At 61.4% G+C, this 24,168-nt stretch carries 22 protein-coding genes; 12 read left to right on the plus strand and 10 right to left on the minus strand.

Features of this window, described 5'->3' with window-relative positions:
- Positions 1 to 7: 7 nt before the first annotated feature.
- From ACLEJQ_RS04075 to xylA, 4 genes are all read right to left on the minus strand, one after another.
- Positions 8 to 1,144, minus strand: coding sequence for a sugar ABC transporter permease (locus ACLEJQ_RS04075; protein WP_440792415.1), 1,137 nt, complete (start codon positions 1,142 to 1,144; stop codon positions 8 to 10).
- Positions 1,145 to 2,701 (minus strand): D-xylose ABC transporter ATP-binding protein, encoded by a 1,557-nt coding sequence (gene xylG, locus ACLEJQ_RS04080; RefSeq protein WP_440792417.1) that lies wholly within the window; start codon positions 2,699 to 2,701, stop codon positions 1,145 to 1,147.
- Between the two features lie 195 nt (positions 2,702 to 2,896).
- The gene (gene xylF, locus ACLEJQ_RS04085) at positions 2,897 to 3,898 is read right to left on the minus strand and encodes a D-xylose ABC transporter substrate-binding protein (protein WP_440792419.1); all 1,002 of its coding nucleotides are present in this window, start codon (positions 3,896 to 3,898) and stop codon (positions 2,897 to 2,899) included.
- A gap of 190 nt (positions 3,899 to 4,088) precedes the next feature.
- Complete coding sequence (xylA, locus tag ACLEJQ_RS04090) at positions 4,089 to 5,405, minus strand: xylose isomerase (RefSeq protein ID WP_440792421.1); 1,317 nt, start codon at positions 5,403 to 5,405, stop codon at positions 4,089 to 4,091.
- 152 nt (positions 5,406 to 5,557) lie between these two features.
- Between xylA and ACLEJQ_RS04095 the strand changes: the two genes are divergently transcribed.
- From ACLEJQ_RS04095 to ACLEJQ_RS04105, 3 genes are all read left to right on the plus strand, one after another.
- Positions 5,558 to 6,739: a XylR family transcriptional regulator gene (locus tag ACLEJQ_RS04095; RefSeq protein WP_440792423.1), complete on the plus strand. Its 1,182-nt coding sequence runs from the start codon at positions 5,558 to 5,560 to the stop codon at positions 6,737 to 6,739.
- Between the two features lie 158 nt (positions 6,740 to 6,897).
- The gene (locus ACLEJQ_RS04100; protein ID WP_440792425.1) at positions 6,898 to 8,025 is read left to right on the plus strand and encodes a saccharopine dehydrogenase family protein; all 1,128 of its coding nucleotides are present in this window, start codon (positions 6,898 to 6,900) and stop codon (positions 8,023 to 8,025) included.
- Between the two features lie 2 nt (positions 8,026 to 8,027).
- Positions 8,028 to 8,522, plus strand: coding sequence for a DUF2269 family protein (locus ACLEJQ_RS04105; protein WP_440792427.1), 495 nt, complete (start codon positions 8,028 to 8,030; stop codon positions 8,520 to 8,522).
- Positions 8,523 to 8,544: 22 nt separating this feature from the next.
- Here the strand turns inward: ACLEJQ_RS04105 and ACLEJQ_RS04110 are convergent, their stop codons facing one another.
- Positions 8,545 to 8,997 (minus strand): thiol-disulfide oxidoreductase DCC family protein, encoded by a 453-nt coding sequence (locus ACLEJQ_RS04110; protein WP_440792428.1) that lies wholly within the window; start codon positions 8,995 to 8,997, stop codon positions 8,545 to 8,547.
- Between the two features lie 95 nt (positions 8,998 to 9,092).
- Between ACLEJQ_RS04110 and ACLEJQ_RS04115 the strand changes: the two genes are divergently transcribed.
- Complete coding sequence (locus ACLEJQ_RS04115; RefSeq protein WP_440792430.1) at positions 9,093 to 9,992, plus strand: hypothetical protein; 900 nt, start codon at positions 9,093 to 9,095, stop codon at positions 9,990 to 9,992.
- A 78-nt stretch (positions 9,993 to 10,070) separates the two neighbouring features.
- Here the strand turns inward: ACLEJQ_RS04115 and ACLEJQ_RS04120 are convergent, their stop codons facing one another.
- Positions 10,071 to 10,313 (minus strand): hypothetical protein, encoded by a 243-nt coding sequence (locus ACLEJQ_RS04120; protein ID WP_440792432.1) that lies wholly within the window; start codon positions 10,311 to 10,313, stop codon positions 10,071 to 10,073.
- Between the two features lie 184 nt (positions 10,314 to 10,497).
- Here ACLEJQ_RS04120 and ACLEJQ_RS04125 point away from each other — a divergent pair, with 184 nt between their 5' ends.
- From ACLEJQ_RS04125 to ACLEJQ_RS04140, 4 genes are all read left to right on the plus strand, one after another.
- Positions 10,498 to 10,839: a hypothetical protein gene (locus ACLEJQ_RS04125; RefSeq protein WP_440792434.1), complete on the plus strand. Its 342-nt coding sequence runs from the start codon at positions 10,498 to 10,500 to the stop codon at positions 10,837 to 10,839.
- 179 nt (positions 10,840 to 11,018) lie between these two features.
- Positions 11,019 to 11,804 (plus strand): DeoR/GlpR family DNA-binding transcription regulator, encoded by a 786-nt coding sequence (locus ACLEJQ_RS04130; protein WP_440792436.1) that lies wholly within the window; start codon positions 11,019 to 11,021, stop codon positions 11,802 to 11,804.
- A gap of 117 nt (positions 11,805 to 11,921) precedes the next feature.
- Complete coding sequence (locus ACLEJQ_RS04135; RefSeq protein WP_440792438.1) at positions 11,922 to 12,848, plus strand: Gfo/Idh/MocA family protein; 927 nt, start codon at positions 11,922 to 11,924, stop codon at positions 12,846 to 12,848.
- 16 nt (positions 12,849 to 12,864) lie between these two features.
- A complete protein-coding gene (locus ACLEJQ_RS04140) occupies positions 12,865 to 13,560 on the plus strand; it encodes a tRNA (adenine(22)-N(1))-methyltransferase (protein ID WP_440792440.1) in 696 nt (231 codons plus the stop codon).
- Positions 13,561 to 13,568: 8 nt separating this feature from the next.
- Here the strand turns inward: ACLEJQ_RS04140 and ACLEJQ_RS04145 are convergent, their stop codons facing one another.
- Both ACLEJQ_RS04145 and ACLEJQ_RS04150 read right to left on the minus strand, forming a co-directional pair.
- Positions 13,569 to 13,934, minus strand: a complete 366-nt coding sequence (locus tag ACLEJQ_RS04145) for a hypothetical protein (protein WP_440792442.1) — start codon at positions 13,932 to 13,934, stop codon at positions 13,569 to 13,571.
- Positions 13,931 to 14,086, minus strand: coding sequence for a hypothetical protein (locus ACLEJQ_RS04150; RefSeq protein WP_440792444.1), 156 nt, complete (start codon positions 14,084 to 14,086; stop codon positions 13,931 to 13,933). The genes ACLEJQ_RS04145 and ACLEJQ_RS04150 overlap by 4 nt, the downstream gene beginning before the upstream one ends.
- Between ACLEJQ_RS04150 and ACLEJQ_RS04155 the strand changes: the two genes are divergently transcribed.
- Positions 14,085 to 14,705, plus strand: a complete 621-nt coding sequence (locus tag ACLEJQ_RS04155; protein ID WP_440792446.1) for a hypothetical protein — start codon at positions 14,085 to 14,087, stop codon at positions 14,703 to 14,705. The two genes, ACLEJQ_RS04150 and ACLEJQ_RS04155, sit on opposite strands and share 2 nt — an antisense overlap.
- An 18-nt stretch (positions 14,706 to 14,723) precedes the next feature.
- Here the strand turns inward: ACLEJQ_RS04155 and ACLEJQ_RS04160 are convergent, their stop codons facing one another.
- Entirely contained in the window at positions 14,724 to 15,026 is a 303-nt protein-coding gene (locus ACLEJQ_RS04160) for a hypothetical protein (protein WP_440792448.1), read from the minus strand.
- A gap of 324 nt (positions 15,027 to 15,350) precedes the next feature.
- Positions 15,351 to 15,722, minus strand: coding sequence for a response regulator transcription factor (locus ACLEJQ_RS04165; RefSeq protein ID WP_440792449.1), 372 nt, complete (start codon positions 15,720 to 15,722; stop codon positions 15,351 to 15,353).
- Between the two features lie 136 nt (positions 15,723 to 15,858).
- On the opposite strand from ACLEJQ_RS04165, the gene ACLEJQ_RS04170 reads away from it, so the two are divergent.
- The 3 genes from ACLEJQ_RS04170 (at position 15,859) to ACLEJQ_RS04180 (ending at position 24,015) form a co-directional block, all read left to right on the plus strand.
- On the plus strand, positions 15,859 to 21,330 hold the full coding sequence (locus ACLEJQ_RS04170; RefSeq protein ID WP_440792451.1) for a trifunctional serine/threonine-protein kinase/ATP-binding protein/sensor histidine kinase: 5,472 nt from the start codon (positions 15,859 to 15,861) through the stop codon (positions 21,328 to 21,330).
- 258 nt (positions 21,331 to 21,588) lie between these two features.
- Complete coding sequence (locus tag ACLEJQ_RS04175; RefSeq protein WP_440792452.1) at positions 21,589 to 22,239, plus strand: response regulator transcription factor; 651 nt, start codon at positions 21,589 to 21,591, stop codon at positions 22,237 to 22,239.
- Positions 22,240 to 22,614: 375 nt separating this feature from the next.
- Positions 22,615 to 24,015 (plus strand): amino acid permease, encoded by a 1,401-nt coding sequence (locus ACLEJQ_RS04180; RefSeq protein ID WP_440792454.1) that lies wholly within the window; start codon positions 22,615 to 22,617, stop codon positions 24,013 to 24,015.
- The last annotated feature ends 153 nt before the right edge of the window (positions 24,016 to 24,168 follow it).

A 24,168-nucleotide genomic window follows, 5' to 3' on the forward strand; every position in this document is an offset into this window, starting at 1 on the left:
ACTCCGTTCACCGCCGCCCAGTCCGGGTACTCACATCCACCCACACCGCCAGCACCAGAATGCTGCCTTTGACGATCATCTGCCAGTAGCTGTCGACATCGAGCATCGACATGCCGTTGTCCAGGCTGGTGATGACCAGCGCGCCGAGCAGGGCGCCGTAGACAGTGCCCGAGCCGCCGCGCATGGAGGTGCCGCCGATGAAGCAGGCGGCGATGGCGTCGAGTTCGCCCATGTTGCCGGCCGAGGGCGAGCCTGCGGCCAGTCGTGCGGTGTTGACCATACCGGCGAGGGCGCACATCACGCCCATGATGCCGAAGATCCACAATTTCACCGCCTGCACGTTGATGCCCGACAGGCGTGTGGCTTCCATGTTGCTGCCCACCGAATAGACCCGCCGTCCGAACACGGTCTGGCTGGTGACATAGCTGAACACTCCCAGCAACACCAGCAGGAGCAGCACCGGCACCGGGATCCCGTCGTAGCTGTTGAGGGTGTAGACGAACCCGGCAAGCACCGCGCCGATCAGCACCACCCGCAGCACATCGCGTACCAACGAGTGCGCCGCAAGGCCATGCAAAGCACGATTGCGCCGCTGCTTCCAGGTCAGGAACAGGGTCAGGACAAATAGCACCACGCCCAGCCCGGTCCCTACCGCGTGAGGCAAATAACCCTGGCCGACGTAGACCAGTTCCGGTGACACCGGGGCGATAGTGGTGCCGCCGGTCACACCCAGCAGGATCCCGCGAAACGCCAGCATGCCGCCCAGACCGACGATGAACGAAGGGATGCGCAGGTACGCGGTCATGTAGCCATTGCCCAGGCCGATCACCAGGCCGCACAACGCAACCAGGCTCAGGTTCGCCAGCAGCGGGATGTGATAGACCACATCGAGGATCGCCGCCAGCCCCCCCAACAATCCAAGCAACGAGCCCACCGACAGGTCGATCTCACCGCTGATGATCACCAGCACCATGCCGCAGGCCAGGATCCCGGTGATGGACATCTGCCGCAGCAGGTTGGAGAGATTGCGCGGGGTCAGGAACCCGCCGTCGGTCTGCCAACTGAAGAACAGCCAGATGAGCGCCACGGCGATCACCAGGGCGAGCATTTTGTAGCGGGAAAAGAGTTGTTTGACCTGATTCATTTACGCGGACTTCCGATCATTATTGTTATGGCCATCGGGCTGGCTGAGCGCCGCAGCGAGTACCTGTTCCTGGGTCAGGCCCTGGTTGATGAAATCTCCGCGCAACTGGCCTTCACCGATCACCAGAACGCGGTCGGAAACCCCCAGCACTTCGGCCAGTTCCGAAGAGACCATGATGATCGACACACCTTCGGCCGCCAGCGCGCCCATCAACTTGTAGATCTCGTACTTGGCGCCGACATCCACGCCACGGGTCGGCTCATCGAGGATCAGCACTTTCGGTCGGGTCAGCAGCATTTTCGCCAGCACGGCTTTTTGCTGGTTGCCGCCGGAAAGGCTGGTGATGGGCAGGAACGGGCTCGCGGTCTTGAGATGCATGCGCGAGATTTCCCTGTCGATACTGCCCAGTTCGGCCTCGGCATCGATGCGGGTCATTTTCGAGTAGTTTTCCAATACCGCCAGGGTGATGTTCTGGCCCACCCCCAGGTCGGGAATGATGCCCTGGCGCTTGCGGTCCTCGGGGACCATGCACAGTCCGGCGCGGATCGATTTGAGTGGCGTGCGCGTGTCGACCAGTTGGCCGTCCATCCAGACTTCGCCCTCGTAGCGCCCTGGATAGGCGCCGAACAGTGCCGACACCAGTTCGGTGCGGCCGGCGCCGACCAGCCCGGCGATGCCGAGGATTTCCCCGCGCTTGAGCATGAATGAAATATCGTCGACCCGTTTGCGTCGGGGATTGTCGACGTCGTAGCAAGTGACGTGGCGCGCCTCGAATATCACCTCGCCGATCTCATGGGGTTCGGTGGGGTAGAGATTGCTCATTTCCCGGCCGACCATCTGCGTGATGATCCTGGGGATGTCCATGTCGGCCATGGCAGTGGTCGCGATGTGCTTGCCGTCGCGGATCACCGAAATGGTGTCGCACACCGCAGCCACCTCATCAAGCTTATGGGAGATGTACACGCAGGCCACGCCCTTGGCCTTGAGATCGCGGATGATGTCCAGCAGCACTTCGATTTCCGAGCGGGTCAGGGCGGAAGAAGGCTCGTCGAGGATCAGCAGGCGCGCCTGTTTGTTCAAGGCCTTGGCGATTTCCACCAGTTGCTGGTAGCCACCGCCGTACTGGGACACCGGCAGCGACACGTTCATGTCCGGCACCTTGAGTTCGCGCATCAGTGCTTCGGCGCGGTGGATCATCGCCGGGTAGTTCATGCGCCCGCCGGGCAACGTCAGCTCGTGGCCCATGAAGATGTTCTCAGCCACCGACAGGTCGGGGACCAGGGTCAGTTCCTGGTGAATGATGACGATCCCGGCGGCTTCTGTTTCGCTGATGGATTGCGCCTTGAGCGGCTGGCCGTCCCAGAGGATTTCACCGTCCCAGGTGCCGTGGGGATAGACCGCCGACAAGACTTTCATCAGCGTGGATTTACCGGCACCGTTCTCGCCGCACAGGCCGACGCATTCGCCCGGCCTGACCTTGATGTCGATGCCGTTCAGGGCTTTGACACCGTCGAAGGTTTTGACGATGCCGTTCATTTGCAATAGGTAATCGGACATGGCAAGGACTCTTGGAGAAGGACTTACACATAAGCGAGCTGCCAAGTGTGAGCGTCATGCTGGTCAATCCCCTGTGGGAGCGAGCTTGCTCGCGATGGCGGTGGTTCAGCTTGCATCAATGTTGAATGTGCTGCCGCTATCGCGAGCAAGCTCGCTCCCACAGGGATTTTGCTTGATTGACCAGATTCGTTCAGATCACTGCCCGGCAATCTGCGCCTTGGTATAGAACCCATCCTTTTCCAACAGGTCGATGTTGTCTTTGGTCAGCGGGGTCGGCGTGAGCAGGATGGTGTCGACTTTCTTGCTGCCATTGTCGTACTGCGAGCTGAAGGCAGGCTTCTCGTTGCGCGCCAGTTGCACCGAGAGCTTGGCCGCTTCGGAGGCGATCAGTTTCAGCGGCTTGTAGACGGTCATGGTCTGGGTGCCATCGATCACGCGCTTGACCGCCGCAAGGTCGGCGTCCTGGCCCGAGATCGGTACCTTGCCGGCCAGTTGCTGCGCGGCCAGGGCCTGGATGGCGCCGCCGGCCGTGGCGTCGTTGGAGGCGACGATGCCGTCGATCTTGTTGTTGTTCCGGGTCAGCGCGTTCTCGACGATGCTCAGGGCTTCGGTGGGGTTCCATTCCTTGACCCATTGCTGGCCGACAATCTTGATGTCGCCCTTGTCGATGGCCGGTTGCAGCACTTTCATCTGGCCTTCGCGCAGCACCTTGGCGTTGTTGTCCGTCGGCGCGCCGCCAAGCAGGAAGTAGTTGCCCTTGGGCGCGGCCTTGAGCACGCCGCTGGCCTGCATCTCGCCGACTTTTTCGTTATCGAAGGAAATGTAGGCGTCGATGTCGGCGTTGAGAATCAGCCGGTCATAGGACACGACTTTGATCCCGGCCTTCTTGGCTTCGGCGACGGCGTTGGTCAGCACGGTGGCGTTGAACGGCACGATGACAATCACGTCGACGCCACGGGAGATGAGGTTTTCGATCTGGGAGATCTGTTTCTGCTCGTTGGCGTCGGCGGACTGGACGAAGACCTTGGCATCGAGTTTTTCCGCCGCCGCGACGAAGTAGTCACGGTCCCGCGACCAGCGTTCCAGCCGCAGGTCATCGATGGAAAAACCGATTTTCGGGTGAGCGGCGTCGGCCATGACCGGGAGCGAGAGCAGGGCCAGGGCGCCGGCGATTAACGTGCGTTGGAACTTTTTCATGTGGTGCGTCCTTTTATTGTTGTTTGAAAGACACTTCCTGACGATGAGCGTGGTGCCGGTAGAACTGTAGAGTGCTGAGTGGCGCCGTGGGCAGAGATTTGTCGCGCGAATGTCACAAGCCTTCGGCAAGCATCCTGTTCCGGGGGCTGCTTCGCAGCCCAGCGGGAGCATGCTCCCTCGCCACAGGTTGTCAGGTGTAGATAAACCGGTTGACCACGTTTTCGAGCATCTCCTGGCGACCGCTGACGGCCTGCGGATTCAGCTCGTTGGCAAAGGCGTGTTCGGCCAGTGACGCGAGGCTGAACTCGCCGGCCAGCACGGCCTGGCCGAACGGTTTCTGCCAGCCGGCGTAGCGTTGGTCCTTGAACTGCTGGAGCTGATCGTTCTGCACCATCGCGGCGGCGCGTTCCAGTGACAGCGCCAGCACATCCATGGCCGCGACATGGCCGTGGAACAGATCGAGCTCGTCCACGCTCTGGCGGCGGACCTTGGAATCGAAGTTGAAACCACCATTGCCGAAGCCCCCGGCCTTGAGGATTTCGTAAGTGGCCAGGGTCATCTCTTCGACACTGTTGGGGAACTGGTCGGTGTCCCAGCCGTTCTGCGGATCGCCCCGGTTGGCGTCGATGCTGCCGAAGATCCCGAGGGACGCGGCGGTGGCGATCTCATGATGGAAACTGTGCCCGGCCAGAGTCGCGTGGTTCGCCTCGATGTTGACCTTGATTTCGTTTTCCAGGCCGAACTGCTGCAGGAAGCCGAACACCGTGGCACTGTCGTAATCGTATTGGTGCTTGGTCGGCTCCTGGGGTTTGGGCTCGATCAGCAGGTCGCCCTTGAAGCCGATCTTGTGCTTGTGCTCGACCACCATCTGCATGAAGCGGCCCAGTTGTTGGCGCTCGTGCTTGAGGTCGGTGTTGAGCAGGGTTTCGTAACCCTCGCGGCCGCCCCACAGCACGTAGTTGCTGCCTTTGAGGCGCTGCGTGGCGTTCATGGCGCTGAACACCTGGGCGGCCGCGCAGGCAAAAACCTCCGGGTCGGGATTGCTGGCAGCACCGGCGGCAAAGCGCGGGTTGCTGAAGCAGTTGGCGGTGCCCCACAGCAGCTTGATCCCGGTCCGCTCCTGATGACGTTCCAGGTGGTCGACCATCTGCGCGAAGTGGTTGCGGTACTCCTTAAGCGAACTGCCTTCCGGGGCGACGTCGGTGTCGTGGAAGCAGTAGTAGTCGATGCCCAGTTTGGAGAAGAATTCGAACGCTGCTTCAGCCTTGCCGATGGCCAGTTCCATCGGGTCTGCGACGCGTTGCCACGGGCGCTTGAAGGTGCCGGCGCCGAACACATCGGAGCCCGGCCAGACGAAGGTGTGCCAGTAACAGACCGCCATGCGCAGGTGCTCGCGCATCGGTTTACCGAGCACCAACTTATCGGCATCGTAGTGGCGGAAGGCGAGGGGTGATTGGCTGGTGGGGCCTTCGTAGCGAATCTTGTCGACACCGGGAAAGTACGGCATGGGCGGTTTCCTTTTTATTCTTGGCGGTGCCTCGATACTAGCGCCGGTCCCAGGGCTGCTGATTATGAAAATCACCAACCGGGCGTTCGATTTTGTATTGAGCTTCGGCGCGTGGGCGCCTAGTCTGTGTCCATCGGCCCAGGGTCAACATCATGAAAACCGTACCTCCTGTCCACCGCATCGCGCTGTTGTTCAATGGCAGCAAGATCTACGACCGCGGCATCATCAGCGGCATCGGCAACTACCTGAGCAGCACGCGGGCGTCCTGGGATTTATTCCTTGAGGAGGATTTTCTCTGTCGCTTGAAAGGCATCGAGCGCTGGCAGGGGGACGGGATCATCGCTGATTTCGACGACCCATTGATTGGCGAGGCGCTGGCGGGGATCAACATGCCGGTGGTGGCGGTGGGCGGCTCGTATCAGGATCCGCGCGCCTACCCCAAGGGCATTCCCTATGTCGCCACCGATAATGACGCATTGATACGGCTGGCCTACGAGCATCTGATCGAGGCCGGATTGACCCGCTTTGCCTGCTTCAGCCTGCCTGAAGCGCAAGCCAATCGCTGGGCGCAAGAGCGGGAGAAAGCCTTCCGCCGATTGGTGCAACGCGATGGTCTGCCCGCCGAGATCTATCGGGGCATGGGCACCAGCGCGCCGCTGTGGGACAGCGCTGTCGAACAACAAATTGCCTGGTTGCAGAGCCTGCCCAAGCCCATCGGCATCATCGCCGTCAGCGACGCTCGTGCCCGGCAACTGCTGCAAGCCTGCCTGACCGCCGGAATCGCCGTGCCGGAAGAGGTGGCGCTGATCGGCATCGATAACGATCCACTGACCCGCAGCCTGACCCGAGTGCCGCTGAGTTCGGTGATCCAGGGCACCGAGACCATGGGCCGCACTGCGGCACGGCTGCTCCATCAGATGCTCCATGGCATGCCGTCCACCGGCACGCAGATTCTGGTGCCGCCGGATGCGATCAATGTGCAGGTCTCCAGCCTGCATCAACCGTTGGGCAACCCCTACGTGATGCAGGCGCTGCTGTTCATTCGCCAATACGCGTGCCAGGGCATCAAGACCGCCCAGGTCGCGGCGTATGTCGGGGTGTCGCGATCCTCGTTGGAGTCGCACTTTCGCAAGGAGCGCGGCTGCAGTGTCCACGACGAAATCCTGCGCTTCAAACTCGCCGCTGCCGCCAGCGGCCTGGAAAATACCGCTGCACCGATTGCCGACATCGCCCAGAATTGCGGCTTCAAATCGGCGCAGTACCTGCACACGGTGTTTCGCCGCGAGTTTGGGTGTACGCCCAGGGAGTATCAGCAGGGGACGATGCAGCATTGATTGCTTCTGTGGCGAGGGAGCTTGCTCCCGCTTGGGTGCGAAGCGCCCACAAAAAAGGGGCTGCTGCGCATCCCAGCGGGAGCAAGCTCCCTCGCCACGGTGATTAAGGCAAGCCTTGCGCGAGCCGCGTTAATTCAGGTGTTTTAGGGAAGAGTTGAATGGCTTTCAGGGTGTTGGTAATAGGCGGCTACGGCAATTTCGGCAGCATCGTCAGCCGTCATCTGGCGATGATGCCAGACGTAGAACTGGTGATCTCAGGCCGCGATCCCGCCAAGTTGCAACGCAAGGTCGAAGAGTTGAAAAGCCAATCCGGCGCGACCTGCGAAGGTTGGTGCGGCGACGCCATGGGGCCGGGGTTCGAATCGGTCCTGGGGGCGATGAACATCCAACTGGTCGTTCACACTGGCGGCCCGTTCCAGGGCCAGTCCTATACCGTGGCCGAGAGCTGCATCGCTGCCGGCGTGCACTACTGCGATCTGTCGGACAGCAGGGCCTTCGTCACCGGCATCGGCGTCCTCGATGCCCAGGCCAGACAGGCAGGCGTGGCGATCCTCAGCGGTTGCAGTTCGGTGCCGACGCTGTCGGCGGCAATCATCGATCAGCAGCGGCATCGCTTCCAGCGCATCGACTCGATCGAACATGGCATTACCTCGTCGGCGAAGATGCCGGGGCTGTCCACCGTCGAAGGCGTCCTGGCCTACGCCGGCAAGCCGATCAAGCAACTCAAGGATGGCCGGGTGCATGAGGTGCTGGGTTGGCAGGACCTGACGCTGCGCAAAATGCCAGGCCTCGGCACCCGCGTGCTAGCCAATGTCGACGTACCGGACCTGGATATCTTCGCCGGCCGTTACGGTGCCCATACATTACGCTTCCAGGCCGGCGCCGGGCTGAAGCTGGGCGGCGTTGCCAACTATCTGCTGGCCCAGGCCATGCGCATGGGCATGATCACTGATCATCTGCCGTGGGCCGCCAGGCTCCATCGCTGGGGCCTCTGGTTCGAACGATTCGGCGATGGCAAGAGCGCGATGTACATCGATGTCCACGGCATCGGCACCGACGCCAGACCATTGTCCATGTGTGCGCAGCTCACAGCGCTGAACGACAAAGGCCCGGAGATCCCCAGCTGCGCCGCTGTGGCGCTGGCCGCGAAAATGGCCCGAGGCTACTTGCCCGAACCCGGTGCCCGGGCGTGCGTGGGCGAAATCAGCGTCGACGAATACCTGGCTGCCATCAATGATCCGCAGAACCTGAGCCTGTCTGTGCGCTTCTGCGACGAGCAGGGCTGAGCATGCTTTATCTTGGCCTGAAGTACTTGCACGTCATCGCCGCCATCTTCCTGTTCGGCTTCGGCATGGGCTCGTACCTGTACCTGATCGCCGCCAGCCGCACACGCAATCCTCAGGTGATTGCGTACGTGGCGCGGATGGTGGTCCGCTATGACACCTGGATCACCACGCCAGCCGGCTTCGTCCAGATCATGACGGGCTACCTGTTGCTGCAACTGAGCGGGCTCGCCCTGACCACGGCCTGGGTCATGACCGCGCTGATCATTTTCTTTTGTGTGGGTTTGCTCTGGCTCCCGGTCCTGGTGTTGCAGAAGCATCTGCATAGGCTGGCCTCAATGGCGGCCGAGGCGGAGACGGAGCTCGATGAACGCTATCTGGCGGTTTACCGCAAATGGTTCTGGATGGGCGTTTGCGGGTTCTCGGGGATGTTCGTGATCGTAATGATCATGGTGACGAAAATGACCCCGTGGCAGTGGGCCGATCTGGTGCTGGGCTAGTAGCGATCAGCCCGTTTGTTATTCACATCGGTGACTTAAGGAAGCGGCGTTCGTGATCAGGATGGGGCAGCAGGCAGATGTCGTATTTGCCAAAGAGCCAATAACGATTTAGCGCTATGCGATCGTAAGCCCAGTCTCGCAGCCTGCGAGGCACGTAGCGCAGCAGCCTTACCGGGCGCCAGCGGCGGGGCAGCAGGACAACAACTTCGAAAACTGCATCCGAACGCACCCAGAAGTGGTGGTCGCGAATCACCGCCATCGTGTCGAAATGATCCTGTGGCAAACCTGCCCAAGCCAATAGCGCCTGTCCCTCGGGTGACTGTACGGCGGCCAGTCGTATGCTTTGGTCATGGTCATGGCGAATCAGGAACCGCGCCCAGCCGTTGCACAGCTTGCAGACGCCGTCGAACAGTACGACGGTCTCGCCTGGCCTGAGCAATGGTGCGGGTGTCGGGCGAATTTGAGAAGTTGGCATAACGTGGCTCTACAGGACGCCTGGTTATCCGGATAATACGCCGGTTCTGGCGCAGAGAGCGCCTCGATCGTCCATTCAAGAGCCTGTTTCGATCCATGAGCAACGACGCCTACGCAATGTACATGCGGTTCCAGACCCCCGATCCAGCCATCGGTGCGCGTGAACAGGCGCCCATGCTCCCTCAGGAACAGGCCTGGGCCCGGGAGCATGCGGCGATGCACCGCTTCAACTGGCTGCAGGTGTTGGTCCCGCCGTTGTGCTTCGGTCCCATGCTGCCGCCCATCGTATGGCTGGTGGGGCTGTTGCTCTATCGGGCGCTGTTCGCTCCCAGCCTGGACGTGGACCGCCTCGTCGGTGATGCCCTTGGCTGGCTTGTGGTTGCAATGTTGCTGTTCACCACGGCTTGGGCGCTGCGTAACTTCCTGCGGGACAAACGCGACCCCACCAAGCGCTATTGGCAATCGATGCCGGAGCAAGGGCTCGTCGAGCTTGAACGCCATACTCTGGTCTCGGGTTTCAGCATGTGGTCCAACGACTACGACCCGGATTGCAATACCCTGATGCACTGGGCCGACGGTAAGCTTGAGCGCCTGCAAGACAGTGGCGTAGCGCAATGGGTCCTGGCCAGGACAGCGGCGGGGCAGTGGCTGGTGCTCAAGGAGCAATTTCCAGGCAGCTTTACCTATGCTCGGGAGGGGCAGATGCCGGCGCTGGACAGACAGTTCCAGCCTCGCGAACAACTGGCGATTGCCTTTGCCCCTGGCACAAACCTTTCGCTGGGGCGCCGGTTCGATGGAGCACCGATTCCCGTGCAGGGTACGGCGTATTGGCTGTCCCCCGAAGAGCTCAGACAGTTGGCAAAGGTTGCCCATCACTGGATGTTTTTTCCGCCGGACCGTTATGCGCTGATCAATGAAGGGGATGCCGAGTGGGTAGAAAGACTGGTGCAAAGAGCCCAGGCCGACTCGCGAGCAGGCTCGCTCCCACAGTTTTGATCGCGGCGTTCCCATATCCCGTGCTCGCCACAAAGCCCCTGTGGGAGCGAGCCTGCTCGCGATGGCTGCGAAGCAGCCTTATTCACCGAGCCAAGTATTCACCACCCGCCGATCCAACTCCTCCCACTCGGCCATGCCTAACACCCGCGTAGTGTTCAACCCGCGCAAATAACCGCGCAACTGATGGGCAGTGGCGCGCTTGAGCTCCGGGTCAATCGCGTCCTTTGCCAGGAGCACGGCCTCGTACTGGAGCAGGTAATCGGCCACCCGCTCCCGGAAATCGGGCAGTACTGCATCGCGGATCAGGTCAAACGTTCTCATGGCAAGCCTCTTGTCCTTATGGGTATTCGCCTCGGCGGCGTTCAACTATTGCTAGAAGTAATAGTCACCATCACGAAAGGCAAGTTCTGCTTTGTCGCGATTGAAGGGACAATCGCCTCCATCGAACAGGCCGCTCCAGTCCGTTGACGGATGAGCCGACCCCTTTATTTTCAGGATTACACCGATGCGCGCTTTATTTTCACTGTTCATGGCCTCTGCTTCGTTGCTGCTTGCCGGCTGCGCGTCAGCCCCGAACGACCCGACCCTGACGCTGCAAACCAGCAAGACGCCCGCCGAATACGCCGAGTGCGTAGTGCCGAAACTGCAGGGCAGCGCCTTGAAACCGACCGTTTCCCAGACCCAGCGCAGCTATCGGATCGTGGTGCCCAGCAAGGTCTCAGCCGACAACGTGCTGGAAGCCTACAAGGTTGGTAATGGCGGCAAGGTGTTCGTCTACGAGCGACACCTGCTGGCTTCCAACCTGCTGCCGTCGAGTTTCGAGCGCGCCGCACAGGACTGTATCTGACCGGCTCGTAACCGTTTTGCCGTGCTCCTTTGGTTGGCCGCAACCAACCAATTCCCTTGCCCCGCACCGTATCCGGTCGCGGGGTTTTTTTTTGCCAAGGGGATTTGACGCTGAATGGTCGAAACGGCATATTTGCTCGATTGTGATCATTGATGCTCGTTTATGCAGGTTTATAGTGTATGACTTCAGTCCACGAAGCGTTTCCCGGTGAACGCCAGCAACTGATCAGCGAGCGTCTCGCCCGGTATGGCCGGGTGATTGCCGCTGACCTTGCCAGCGAGTTCAAGGTGTCTGAGCACTCGATCCGGCGCGACCTCGGCGCTTTGGCGGCGGCGGGGGTGTGCAAGCGTGTCTACGGCGGCGCGATCCTGTTGCCGGCGGCCGAGAGGCCGATAGACGTTCGGGTACGCCAGGACCCGGTTCGCAAGAGCAGCCTCGGGCAAGTGGCCGCTTCATTGCTGCGAGCGGGCCAACGGGTGTTCATCGATGCCGGCTCGACCAATTTGGCGATCGCCCGCGCCATTGACCCGCAACTGAAACTGACCCTCATCACCAATGCGCCGTTGATTGCGGTGGAGTTGATGAAGCTGCCCGCTGCCGAGGTGATTTTGCTGGGCGGACGCTTGAACGCGACCTCCGGCGGGGTGATCGGGCTGACGGCCGTCCAGCAGCTGCGCCAGTTCAATGTCGATCTGTGCTACCTGGGCACCTGTGCCATCGACCCAGACAATGGGGTTACCGCCTTCGGCCTGGAAGACGCCGAGTTCAAGCGCGCGGTGGTCGCGGCCAGTGGGCAAGTGGTAACAGCGGTGACCAACGAAAAGCTCTCCAGCGTGGCTCACTACCAGGTCGCTTCGTGTGAGGACGTCACCGCCCTGGTGGTGGAACACGATGCGCCACGGGAACGGCTGGAACCTTTCCTGGGCCGGATTGCCAGCGTCGTCACCGCGTCGCAACCGGCTTGAAGGGCAGGGGCTGCGCTGAGAATAATCCGGCAGATGTCAGACAACCCCATTGTCCGCCAGGCGATTTCCGTCTAGTTTGCTGCCCCACATAAGTACAAAAGCAATCAGGAGTCAGCGATGCAACCGATTCGTCTCGGTCTGGTGGGCTACGGCAAGATCGCCCAGGATCAACATGTTCCCGCGATCCAGGCCAACCCCGCGTTCCAACTGGTGGCCGTCGCCACGCAAGGCCAGCCTTGCGCCGGGGTCGAGAACTTCAAGTCCCTGGGCGAGCTGCTGGAAAACGGCCCGCAGGTCGATGCGATTGCCTTTTGCACGCCACCCCAGGGCCGATACGCATTGGTGCAGCAGGCCCTGGCCGCCGGCAAACACGTGTTGGTGGAAAAACCACCGTGCGCCACCCTGGGCGAAGCGCAGGCCCTCGTCGATCAGGTGCGCGAACAGGGCGTCAGTGGCCTGTTCGCCTGGCATTCGCGTTACGCCCCAGGCATTGAAGCCGCCCGCGACTGGCTGTCTGGCCGCACTTTGCAGAGCGTGAAGATCGAATGGAAAGAAGATGTGCGCAAGTGGCATCCCGGCCAGGCGTGGATCTGGCAACCCGGCGGCCTGGGGGTGTTCGATCCCGGCATCAATGCTTTGTCGATCGCCACTCATTTGTTGGCGCTGCCGCTGTTTGTCGAGGCCGCTGAATTGCGCGTCCCCAGCAACTGCCAGTCGCCGATTGCCGCCAGCATCAAGATGTCCGACGCCCATCACCTGGATGTGCGCGCGGAGTTCGATTTCGACCACGGTCATGATGAACTGTGGAGCATCGAGATTCGCTGCACCGAAGGCACCTTGCGCCTGGACAACGGTGGCGCACTGTTGAGCATCGACGGCGAGCGCCAGGCGGTTTCCCAGGAGGGCGAATATGCCGCTGTATACCGCCACTTCCAGCAACTGATTTCCGACAAGGCCAGCGACCTGGACCTGCAACCGTTGCGGTTGGTCGCGGACAGTTTCTTTGTCGGCAGCCGGGCGCTGGTCGAGCCGTTTTACGATTGAGTCATAGGAACCGCTATTGAACGATGAGACATTGTCCATGCGCCTGGAGCGCGTGGCGGCGCACATGCCGGCGGGCGCGCGACTGGCTGATATCGGTTCGGATCACGCCTATCTGCCGGTGGCACTGCTGCGCCGTGGCGCCATCGCTTCGGCGGTGGCCGTTGAGGTGGCCTTGACGCCATTCCAGGCCGCCGAGCGTACCGTGCGCGAAAGCGGCCTGAACCAACGGATCGATGTGCGCCTGGCCAATGGCTTGGAGGCGATAGAACCGGGTGACCGGATCACCGCTATCAGCCTTTGTGGCATGGGCGGCGAGACGATCCGTGACATCCTCGACAGCGGCAAGGCGCGCCTGAGCGGCGCCGAGCGCCTGATCCTGCAACCCAACGGTGGCGAGCAGCCGTTGCGCCAATGGCTGATGGACAACGGCTACCGCATCCTCGGCGAAGAGGTGCTGCGGGAAAACCGCTTCTACTACGAGATCATCGTCGCCGAACGTACCGGGCCGGTGACGTACAGCGATCGGGAGCTGTACTTCGGCCCGTCGCAAATGCAGACACGCAGCCCGACGTTCCTGGCCAAATGGCAACGCCTGCTGAGCCAGAAGCAAAAGACCCTGGCCGGTTTCACTCGGGCGCGGCAGGGGGTTGCCGAACAGAAGGTCCAGGAAGTCGCCCGGCAGATGCGATGGATCACCGAGTTATTGGAATAGCGCCAACGTCAACGTCCCGCTATCGGGTAGTGCTCGATACGACACGGATGCTCGTGTCCATCGCCCTTGCAAATCCCATCCAGATACCGATAGTCGATCCGCACCGATTGGCCTTTTCGAGGCCATTGTCGACGCGGGAGGGTGTTCTGGTAGTCGCTGGTTTCCGGGGTGAAAGTGATCGTCGAGCCTTGCTGCGGACATTGCGTGGCAGGGGATTTCGGGGTGACTTTGAGGATTCGCCCCTGTAACTGCGGGTACGGTTGTTTCAAGACCTCGGCGATCTGTACGTCCAACCGGCAGATCTGCCAGCTCGCGGCGTATACGGGGGAGCACAGTGCGGTGAGCGTCAGGGCGAGCGCTGCATGAGTTTTCATTGCCGGGTGGTCCAGGTCCATGGAGCATGCAGCGTACCAAGACGCGAACGTCTCGTCAGCGTCCGGCTGATCTGATCCTTGGCGTTGCGGTGCATGACAGGATGATGGCACACTGCCAATACCTCATGGGTCAATACAAGGATGTTTATCATGGCCGGTATCCAGGATGTCGCAGCCGCGTTCAGTGAGTTCATGCAATCGTGGCAGCAGGAGCGTCACTACCTGCCGTCATCCATCAGTGTGCTCGGCAATGGCTTCGAGGGATGGTTGAAGTTCGAGTTTTACTTCTGGCTGATCCGCGCCCGCGGTCTGCGCGGCCCCCACGATGGTTGGATGGGCGATGTCGGCGTCGAATACAAGGTGGCGCTGGACCAGCGCTGGTCGCAGATGGACATCGTCACCAAGCAATGCGATCTTTGGATTCGCGACCAGGATGAGCAACGCTTTCACTTCATCGAACTCAAGGCACCTTTTGCCAATGGCAACCAGGGCAAGCTGTTCGAAAGCGCGGCCAGGGACTATTGGTACATGACCCGGCTCAAGGCCCAGGCGGAAAAGGTCGCGACCGGCAGCGTAATCATCCTGGGCGTGAGCTTCGAAGAGACGCGCTGGGAAGAACACCTGCAACGGGTTGAGGAATACGCCGGCTACGTCGAACAGTCATCCAAGGCGTCCGGGGTCGTGCCTGGCGTCGACGGGTTGAGGTGGGCGGTGCTGACCATGCATTACCCCCAACTCGGCGAGCAGCCTTTGGCGCAAGTCACCGCATAACCGTTACCTCGCCTCGGGTCAGGCGGTGAAGAGGGCTGTGCGACTGACGCGATAGCGGATATGGCGGTCGAAGTGGTCTTCGGGGTTCTCGTAGCTTTCCAGTACATGCAGATATCCGGCCTGCTCAAGGGCAGTCAGGTCTTCGAGGGACCAGCCGAAGGGAAAGTCCGTGGAGATGTCTTCGCCCTGGCATTCAACCCAGTGATAGACCCCGAATGGAATGTAGCCCAGCCATTCCGATTGATAGTCGATGGTGTCGCAATGGGTCGTCGCCACGGCCGCTTCGATTCTGGCTTTGATGATGCTCTGGCATTCGTTCATGGTGACTCGTTTGTATGCTGCCGGGGCCTGGAATGCCGGGTTGATGGATAGCGCTGGCAGAGTGTGCTTGAGGAAAACAGCGCAAACAACACCGCCAGATCCCAACGGGCAAGGCGCATGCAGGATTTGTTGGCACCCGCGGGACTCTGTGGGAGCGAGCCTGCTCGCGATTGCGTGGGTCAGTCGGCGACGACGCTGGTGCTCAGGCGCCATCGTGAGCAAGCAAAGAGGCCTGAGCGTTCCCACTCCCCATCATTGGAGCGCGATCCAGCGCAAGCAAGATCCCTGCGCCACGGGTTCGGTGGTTGTTCAATAACAGCGTTGTTACTGGCACAAGGCGACTTCGATGCAACCGAGCAACCGGTCGGCGTCGCAGGGCTTGGGCAGGCAGGCAACGAGTCTGGGCGTGTGGGTGCCCAGGTCGGGGTAAGCAGTGATGAAGATGGTCGGGATGCAAAGGCCCATCGCACCGAGTTGCTCGTGCAGCTCGATGCCGGTCATGCCCGGCATCTGGATATCCGAAATCAGGCAGTGGGTGACGGCAAGGGCCTCGCTCTGGAGGAATTCCAGGGCGCCACAGTAGGTGCGGACCTGATAACCGCTGGACCGGAGCAGGCTCCTGAGCGCGGCCCGGACCGATTCATCGTCATCGACAACAGCAATGGTTCTGGTCTTGCGTATCTGGGTGTCTGGCATAGGGGTCGCTCGTGGCAGCGCCTGTCGTGACTCCACCATACGCGGTCCGGTAGGGCGCAAAAGTATACGTATGTATAGCGTGCTCAGCCTAAAGGGTTGCGCTAGCGTCGCGGAATGAAATAACGGCGGAAACGACATGCAAATATTATGGGACGACGGTGAGCGTATCTTTTCCCGGCACCTGCGTCCGGGTGCCGGTGGGGATATCGCTGTTCTCATGGCCCGGCCCGCCGGCGAACAACCTCGCCCCGGCTGCCTGGGCCGCCTTGCCCACGAGTTCAGCCTGAAAGATGAGCTGGACAGCGCCTGGTCCGTGCGACCGATCGAGATGCTGCGCGATGGCGCCCAGGTGCAACTGATGCTGGAAGACCCCGGCGGCGTGCCGCTGGTGCAGTTGCTGATCGCGCCCATGGACACCGCGATATTCTTGCGCCTCGCCATCAGTATTGCCGTGGCACTGGGCAAGTTTCATCAGCGCGGCCTCGTTCATAAAGACATCAAGCCCAGCCATATCCTGGTGAACTGCCCCGATGGACAGGCACGGCTCACCGGTTTCGGCCTGGCCTCGCGCCTGCCACGGGAGCGGCAGGCGCCCGAGACTTTGGAGGGTACGCTGGCCTATATGGCTCCGGAACAGACCGGCCGGATGAACCGCTCGATCGATTCGCGCAGCGACCTCTATTCGTTCGGCGTCACGCTCTATCAGATGTTGACCGGTACGCTGCCATTCACGGCGTCCGACCCCATCGAGTGGGTCCACTGTCATATCGCCCGGACCACCCTGTCGCCCTGCGAGCGGATCGGCACCGTTCCTGTGATGCTTTCGCAGATAGTCATGAAGTTGCTCGCCAAGACCGCCGAGGAGCGCTACCAGAGCGCCGCCAGTGTCGAGCACGACCTGCGGCGCTGCCAGGAGGCGTGGCACGCGGCACATCGGATCGATCCCTTTACGCCCGGGGAATACGGAGTGTCGGACCGCCTGCTGATCCCCGAGAAACTGTATGGCCGCGAGGCGGAAGTGGCCGCCCTGATCGCGGCGTTTTCGCGCATGGTCGCCAGTAGCGCGCCGGAGCTGGTGCTGGTCACTGGATACTCGGGCATCGGCAAATCCTCGGTGGTCAACGAACTGCACAAGGCACTGGTGCCGTCACGAGGATTGTTTGCCAGCGGCAAGTTCGACCAGTACCGGCGAGACGTTCCTTATTCGACACTGGTCCAGGCTTTCCAGAGCCTGGTCCGTACGCTGCTGGGCAAGAACGACGCGGAACTGGGTCGCTGGCGGGAGGCGTTGCAGGAGGAGCTGGGCGCCAATGCACGGCTCATGACCGATCTGATCCCGGAACTCAAGCTGATCATTGGCGAGCCGCCGGTGGTCCCGACGCTCGATCCGCAGCAGGAGCAGCGTCGATTCCTGCTGGTGTTCCGACGCTTTATCGGCGTGTTCGCCCGTGAGGAACATCCGCTTGCGCTGTTTCTCGACGACTTGCAATGGCTAGACGCCGCCACCCTCGACCTGCTCGAGGACCTGTTGACGAGCGCCGACGTGCGCCACCTCATGCTGGTCGGAGCCTACCGCAGCAATGAGGTGGATGAGTCGCACCCGCTGACGGGCAAGCTCCGGGCGATCCGCAACGCCGGTGGGAAGGTCAGCGAAATTACCCTCAACCCGCTTGCCAAGGTCCATATCGAGCAGTTGATCAGCGAGGCGCTTCACGACGATCTGTCACGTATCGAACCTCTGGCGCAGCTGGTACTGGAGAAGACCGCCGGCAACCCGTTCTTCGTCATCCAGTTCCTCCAGGCTCTCGCCGAAGAGCAACTGCTGGCCTTCGAACATGAGGCGCGCCAGTGGTGGTGGGATCCGGATCGCATCCATGCCAAGGGCTACACCGACAACATCGTGGACCTCATGGTCGGCAAACTGGAGCGCCTGCCGATGGAGACGCAGCAGGCGCTACAACAGCTGGCATGCCTGGGTAACGTCGCCGGGTTCAAGGCGCTTTCTACGGTGCTGGGTATTCCCAAGTCGCAGGTTCGAGCGGTGCTGTGGGAGGCGATCCGCCAGGAACTGGTCGAGCGCCTGGACGGCGCGTATCGGTTTGTCCATGACCGGATCCATGAAGCCGCTTATTCGCTGATCCCTCTGGAGGCGCGTGCCGAGGCGCATTTGCGTATCGGACGGTTGCTTTCAGCGCAGTCGTCTGCGCGCGAGCGCGAGGAAGCGATCTTTGAAATCGTCGGCCAGCTCAATCGCGGTACAACCTTGATGACCGATCCGGTCGAGCGCGAGCAACTGGCGCAGTTGAACCTGATCGCCGGCCGGCGGGCGAAAGCCTCCACTGCTTATGCGTCGGCCCTCAGCTACCTCATCACCGGCATGCAGTTGCTGGATGACGACTACTGGACGCGGCGGCATGGGCTGATGTTTGCGTTGGCCTTGAACCGGGCCGAGTGCGAGTTGCTGACCGGACGACTGAGCACCGCTGCCGAATGCCTGACGGCGCTGTCGAGCCGCGCCGTGACCGTGGAGGAGCGAGCCAGCGTGGCGTGCCTGCTGATGGATGTCTACCTGCTGCTGGACCGCAGCGATGGCGCGGTCGCGGTTTGCCTGGATTACCTGCGGCACGTCGGGATCGAGTGGTCGGCCCATCCGAGTGACGACCAGGTGCGTGAGGAGTACGACCGCATCGGCATGCTGCTCGGGGACCGGGCGATCGAAGACCTGATCGATCTGCCCCTCATGAAGGATCCCACGGCTCTGGTGACCCTCAATGCCTTGGGCAAACTGTTCGCTCCAGCGTTGCAGAGTGACGCGAACCTGGCGGACCTGTTGATCTGCAAAGCGGTCAGCCTGAGCCTGGAGCAGGGCAACTGCGACGCGTCCTGTGTGCTCTATGCCAACTTCTTCAGGGTCGCCGGACGCAGGTTCGGTGACTACCAGATGGGGTTCCGGTTCGGCCAGCTCGGCTGTGATCTGGTCGAGCATCGCGGTCTGACCCGGTTTGAGGCCAGTACCTACCTGTGCTTCTCGTGTTTCGTGGTGCGCTGGATGAAACCCGTCGAGCAGTGCGCTGATCTGCTGCGTCGTTCGTTTGCCGCGGCCAACCGGATTGGCGATCTACCGTACGGCGCCTATGCCGGAAACAGCCTGACGTCCGATTCGCTGTTCGCCGGCGCGCCGTTGTCCCAGGTGCAGGACGAAACTGAACAGGGATGGGTGTATGCCAAGAAGGTGCGTTTCGGCCTGGTGGTGGATTTCATTGCCACGCAGATGATGCTGATCCGAATGCTACGCGGATTGACATCCTCATTTGGATATCTGAATGACGGGGCGGTCAATGAACTGGCCGTCGAACGTCACTTATCCAGCAATCCGTCATTGGCGCTGGCTGAGTGTTGGTATTGGGTTCGTAAGTTGCAAGCACGTTACCTGGCCAACGATCCTGAAGCGGCCCTGGAGGCCGCCGCGAAGGCACGGGACCTGCTCTGGGTGGCCCAGGCATTTTTCGAGGAGGCCGAGTTTCACTTCTACGGCGCATTGGCCCGGGCCGCTTGTTGCGAAAGCGTTTCGATGAACGAGCAAGCAGAGTATCTGATCGCGATGAGCGTCGATCACCAGTGGCTACAGACCTGGGCACTACAGTGCCCGGAAAATTTCGCCAGCCGCGCCGCCCTGGTCGGTGCCGAGATCGCCCGGGTCGAAGGCCGCCTCATGGAGGCCGAGACGCTGTATGAGCAAGCCATCGACGCCGCGCAGCAAAGCGGCTTCGTCCATATCGAGGCGCTCGCCAATGAACTCGCTGCACGTTTCTACGCGGCGCGCGGGTTCAAGAAAATCGCCCGCGTCTATTTGCAGGACGCACGCTACGGTTATCAACGCTGGGGCGCGGACGGCAAGGTGGCGCAACTGGAAAGCCAGCATCCGCTGTTGCGACCCGAAGAACCGACGCCCGACGCGACGACCACCATGGCCACAGCGGTCGAGCATCTCGATCTGGCGACGGTGCTCAAGGTCTCCCAAGCGGTATCCGGGGAGATCGTGCTGGATAAGCTGATCGACATGGTCATGGGCACGGCGATCGAGCAAGCCGGCGCCGAGCGTGGATTGCTGATCCTGGCCCAAGGCTCTGAACTGCGGATCGCGGCGCAGGTGACCACCGCGGGTAACGCTGCGCAACTGCGCGATGCGCCGGTGAGTTCGGCGCTGTTGCCCGAGTCGGTGCTTTATCACGTGCTGCGGACCCGTGAGAGCGTGGTGCTCGATGATGCGCTGGCCGAGACGCCGTTCGCCACCGACCCTTACATCCATCGCCAGCGCGCCCGGTCGATTTTGTGCCTGCCGCTGATGAACCAGGCCAAGTGGGTTGGTGCGCTGTACCTGGAGAACAATCTCGCGGCCCATGTGTTCAGTCCCGGTCGGATCTCGGTGTTGAAGCTGGTGGCCTCGCAAGCCGCCATTTCCCTGGAAAATGCCCGTTTATACCGGGAGGTGGCGGAGCGTGAAGCGAAGATTCGCCGTCTCGTGGATGCCAACATCATCGGGATCATGGTGTGGAATGCCGACGGGCAAATCATCGAGGCCAACGATGCGTTTTTGCGGATGCTGGGCTACGAACGCGCTGATCTCGCTCGCGGCGGCCTGCGCTGGCGGGACCTGACCGTACCGGCGTATCTGGAGCTCAGCGAGCGCTCACTGGGCCAGGCGCTGTTGACCGGTCGAGCGCGTCCATACGAGAAGGAGTATTTCAAGAAAGATGGCAGTCGCTTGCCGGTGATCGTGGGCTTGGCGACGTTCGAAGCCGGTGCCCCGGAAGGGGTGGCTTTCGTGCTGGACCTGACCGAGCGCAGGCAGGCTGAAGAAAAAATCCGCGAAAGCGAACAGCGTTACCGCGAGGTACAGGCCGAACTGGCCCATGCCAATCGGGTCGCGACCATGGGCCAGCTGGTGGCTTCGATTGCCCATGAAGTCAACCAGCCGATTGCCGCGTCCATCCTCAATGCGAATGCCGCGCTGCGCTGGTTGAATGCGCAGCCGCCCGAAATCGATGAGGTGCGGCAGGTGCTGGGGCGGCTTATCGTCGATGCCAATCGTGCGGCGGATGTGCTCGGGCGGATCCGGGGGCACATTCGCAAGGCGCCGCCGCAAAAGGGGCCGGTGGACATCAACGCCGCCATTGACGAAATGATCGAATTCACCCGTGGCCAGATCATCAAGAGCGGCGCCGCGATACAGACCCGGCTCGCCCACGGCTTGCCCCTCGTCGTCGGTGACCGGGTGGAGCTGCAACAGGTGCTGCTCAATCTGATCATGAACGCATTGGAGGCCATGACCGCCGTCAGCGAAGGTGAACGGCAATTGCTGGTCTGCGCGGCGCTCGATCCCACAGGTTGCGTGATGGTGAGTGTGAGTGATTCAGGCCCGGGCTTCGCCTCGCAAAGCACCGACCTGGTGTTTACCTCGTTCTATACCACCAAACCCACCGGCCTGGGGCTGGGCCTGTCGATCTGCCGCTCGATCATCGAGGCCCACGGCGGAATTCTGCGGGCTGCCCCCAACCAACCGCGTGGCGCGACGGTGCAGTTCACCTTGCCTGTTGTTGGGGATTGAACTGTGGCGCGTGCCATTCCATAGGCCCACCGCCGGACCTGTGGGGGCGAGCCTGCTCGCGCTAGAGCCGGGCCAGCCGCCAGCGTTACTGCCTGAGCTACAGCTTCCGGGTTTTGCCTGCATTGCCTATGGCAACGGCTGGAGCCTTGGCTGATTGCGCAGTTGTCGTATGCAGACACGGGTAGCGCTGTCGGCTGGCAAAACGAAGCGCTGTGTTACACTTTTTTCCTTCCATGATTTGCCGAATAAGGACCGTGCATGAACAGCAATTCCTCCTCCCATGAGCCGGGCAGCAAGGGGCCTGTGGTGTTTGTGGTGGATGACGATGCGTCCATGCGCGATGCGTTGAGTAATCTGCTGCGCTCGGTCGGGATCCGCGTCGAGACGTTCGGGTCCACCACGGAGTTTCTCCGGCAACCGAAGAGCGATTGCGCCAGTTGTCTGGTCCTCGATGTAAGGCTTCAAGGCGTCAGCGGCCTGGACTTTCAGAGCCAGCTGGCGGAGTCCGATTCCAACATTCCGATCATTTTCATCACCGGGCATGGCGACATCGAGATGTCGGTCAAGGCGATGAAAGCCGGGGCCGTGGATTTCCTGGCCAAGCCATTCCGCGAACAGGACCTGCTCGACGCCGTGACGGCGGCGCTCCAGGCCGATGTCAGGCGCCGGGAGGTCGCGCAGCGATCTTCCGACCTGCACGCCCGTTACCAGGCCCTGACGGTCCGGGAAAAAGAGGTGATGGCCTTGGCCGCGGCAGGCCTGATGAACAAACAGATTGCCGGGCAGATGAACCTGAGCGAAATCACTGTGAAGATCCATCGTGCCCATGCCATGAAGAAAATGCAGGCCAGATCCTTCGCCGACCTGGTGCGAATGGCGCAGGCGCTAGGAGCGGTGCAGGGGCTTTAAGCCAGCCACCCATCCCTCTCACACCCACCCCAGATCCCTGTGGGAGCGAGCTTGCTCGCGATCACGGTGGGTCAGTCACCTTCGACGCTAGCTGGCCTGACGCCATCGCGAGCAGGCTCGCTTCCTCAGCCGATCGTTGTTGTTCCATCAAACCCATCCCATAGCCCAATCGGCGAGATCAGGCATCGAGGTGGCGTTTTCAGGTAACTGCTTTTGCCGCGAAGGCAGGTAACGTGACGCAACTTTTTCCGCCGTACGCGTGTTCCCGAGGGAATCGAACCACCGCCAAAGACCGCTTTCAGGAGAAGCGGGGCATTGATACAGCAGCCACTGTCCCTCGGCGTGCCTTACTGTCACCACAAGAGAATAAGAACAATGACAAGCCCGACCTTCAAGGATTCGAACGGCCATCTGGCACAGGGCTTCAAGCCTCGTCATGTGACCATGCTGTCCATCGCCGGGATCATCGGCGCCGGTCTGTTCGTCGGCTCCGGACATGCCATTGCGGCCGCCGGCCCCGCGGTCTTGCTGGCCTACCTGTTCTCAGGCCTGCTGGTGGTCCTGGTCATGCGGATGCTCGGGGAAATGGCCGTCGCCAACCCGGACACCGGCTCATTTTCCACTTACGCCGACCAGGCCATCGGACGCTGGGCAGGCTTCACCATCGGCTGGCTCTACTGGTGGTTCTGGGTGCTGGTCATCCCCATCGAGGCCCTGGCCGCCGGCCATGTATTGAACCAGTGGTTTCCCTCGGTCGATGCCTGGATATTTGCCTCGGCTTCCATCGTCCTGCTGGCCGTGACCAACCTGTTCAGCGTCTCCAAATACGGTGAGTTCGAGTTCTGGTTCGCGATGGCCAAGGTCGTGGCGATCATCGGTTTCATCGGCCTGGGCTTCGCCGTATTGATGGGCTGGATTCCCGAACGCGAAGCCAGCGGTCTGAGCCGGCTGATGGAGCAATACGGCGGGTTCGCGCCCAATGGCCTGTCGGCAGTCGTCGGTGCCTTCATCACTATCATGTTCAGTTTCATTGGCACCGAGGCGGTGACGATCGCGGCGGCCGAGTCGGATAATCCTGCGCAGAACATCGCCAAGGCGACGCGCTCGGTGATCTGGCGAATCGGCGTGTTCTACCTGCTGTCGATCTTTGTCGTCATCTCGGTGGTGCCCTGGAACGATCCGCTCCTGGCTTCGGTGGGCTCCTATCAGCGCGCGCTGGAGTTGATGAACATTCCCCACGCCAAGTTCATGGTGGATGTGGTGGTGCTGATCGCCGTCGCCAGTTGCATGAACTCTTCGATCTACATCGCTTCGCGCATGCTCTATTCGTTAGGCCGCCGTGGTGATGCGCCGAAAGCATTGAAAGCGACTTCGGCGGTGGGCGTTCCAAGGGCCGCAGTCGTCGCCAGCACCGTGCTGGGTGCCGGCATCACCTTGTTCAGCTACTTCATGCCGGCGGGGTTGTTCCAGTTCCTGCTTGCCAGCTCCGGCGCCATCGCGCTGTTGGTGTACCTGGTGATTGCGATCTCCCAACTGCGCATGCGCCGGATGCTGAAGCGCCAGAACATCGAACTGACCTTTCGCATGTGGTTGTTCCCCTGGCTCACCTGGCTGGTGATCGTGTTCATATCCGCGGCGCTGGCGGTGATGATGGTCACGCCAGAACACCGTAGCGAAGTCAGTTCGACCCTTGGCCTGGCCCTGGCGATTTCGTTCATCGGCCTGGTGACGTCGCGTCATCCGCCGCAGGCCAAGAGTGCGGTTTCCCTCGGATAACCATCCCCATTCTCAACGGGTTGGCGTCATCTTGCTGGCGCCAACAACTCAACGGACAGGCCCATTCCAGGTGGAAAAAACGCCGCGCCTCAAGCGCGGCGCTTCCATTTGTCACCCATCCGCAAACCCAACCCGTCGAACCGGCACTATCGC

The sequence above is a fragment of the Pseudomonas sp. SMV71 genome (genome assembly GCF_052042015.1).
GTDB lineage: Bacteria > Pseudomonadota > Gammaproteobacteria > Pseudomonadales > Pseudomonadaceae > Aquipseudomonas.

Excerpts from the sequence above, each read along its gene's own strand:
- ACLEJQ_RS04075 (WP_440792415.1), bottom strand. The coding sequence starts at position 1,144 with ATGAATCAGGTCAAACAACTCTTTTCCCGCTACAAAATGCTCGCCCTG.
- xylG (WP_440792417.1), bottom strand. The coding sequence starts at position 2,701 with ATGTCCGATTACCTATTGCAAATGAACGGCATCGTCAAAACCTTCGAC.
- xylF (WP_440792419.1), bottom strand. The coding sequence starts at position 3,898 with ATGAAAAAGTTCCAACGCACGTTAATCGCCGGCGCCCTGGCCCTGCTC.
- xylA (WP_440792421.1), bottom strand. The coding sequence starts at position 5,405 with ATGCCGTACTTTCCCGGTGTCGACAAGATTCGCTACGAAGGCCCCACC.
- ACLEJQ_RS04095 (WP_440792423.1), top strand. The coding sequence starts at position 5,558 with ATGAAAACCGTACCTCCTGTCCACCGCATCGCGCTGTTGTTCAATGGC.
- ACLEJQ_RS04100 (WP_440792425.1), top strand. The coding sequence starts at position 6,898 with ATGGCTTTCAGGGTGTTGGTAATAGGCGGCTACGGCAATTTCGGCAGC.
- ACLEJQ_RS04105 (WP_440792427.1), top strand. The coding sequence starts at position 8,028 with ATGCTTTATCTTGGCCTGAAGTACTTGCACGTCATCGCCGCCATCTTC.
- ACLEJQ_RS04110 (WP_440792428.1), bottom strand. The coding sequence starts at position 8,997 with ATGCCAACTTCTCAAATTCGCCCGACACCCGCACCATTGCTCAGGCCA.
- ACLEJQ_RS04115 (WP_440792430.1), top strand. The coding sequence starts at position 9,093 with ATGAGCAACGACGCCTACGCAATGTACATGCGGTTCCAGACCCCCGAT.
- ACLEJQ_RS04120 (WP_440792432.1), bottom strand. The coding sequence starts at position 10,313 with ATGAGAACGTTTGACCTGATCCGCGATGCAGTACTGCCCGATTTCCGG.
- ACLEJQ_RS04125 (WP_440792434.1), top strand. The coding sequence starts at position 10,498 with ATGCGCGCTTTATTTTCACTGTTCATGGCCTCTGCTTCGTTGCTGCTT.
- ACLEJQ_RS04130 (WP_440792436.1), top strand. The coding sequence starts at position 11,019 with ATGACTTCAGTCCACGAAGCGTTTCCCGGTGAACGCCAGCAACTGATC.
- ACLEJQ_RS04135 (WP_440792438.1), top strand. The coding sequence starts at position 11,922 with ATGCAACCGATTCGTCTCGGTCTGGTGGGCTACGGCAAGATCGCCCAG.
- ACLEJQ_RS04145 (WP_440792442.1), bottom strand. The coding sequence starts at position 13,934 with ATGAAAACTCATGCAGCGCTCGCCCTGACGCTCACCGCACTGTGCTCC.
- ACLEJQ_RS04155 (WP_440792446.1), top strand. The coding sequence starts at position 14,085 with ATGGCCGGTATCCAGGATGTCGCAGCCGCGTTCAGTGAGTTCATGCAA.
- ACLEJQ_RS04150 (WP_440792444.1), bottom strand. The coding sequence starts at position 14,086 with ATGATAAACATCCTTGTATTGACCCATGAGGTATTGGCAGTGTGCCAT.
- ACLEJQ_RS04160 (WP_440792448.1), bottom strand. The coding sequence starts at position 15,026 with ATGAACGAATGCCAGAGCATCATCAAAGCCAGAATCGAAGCGGCCGTG.
- ACLEJQ_RS04165 (WP_440792449.1), bottom strand. The coding sequence starts at position 15,722 with ATGCCAGACACCCAGATACGCAAGACCAGAACCATTGCTGTTGTCGAT.
- ACLEJQ_RS04170 (WP_440792451.1), top strand. The coding sequence starts at position 15,859 with ATGCAAATATTATGGGACGACGGTGAGCGTATCTTTTCCCGGCACCTG.
- ACLEJQ_RS04175 (WP_440792452.1), top strand. The coding sequence starts at position 21,589 with ATGAACAGCAATTCCTCCTCCCATGAGCCGGGCAGCAAGGGGCCTGTG.
- ACLEJQ_RS04180 (WP_440792454.1), top strand. The coding sequence starts at position 22,615 with ATGACAAGCCCGACCTTCAAGGATTCGAACGGCCATCTGGCACAGGGC.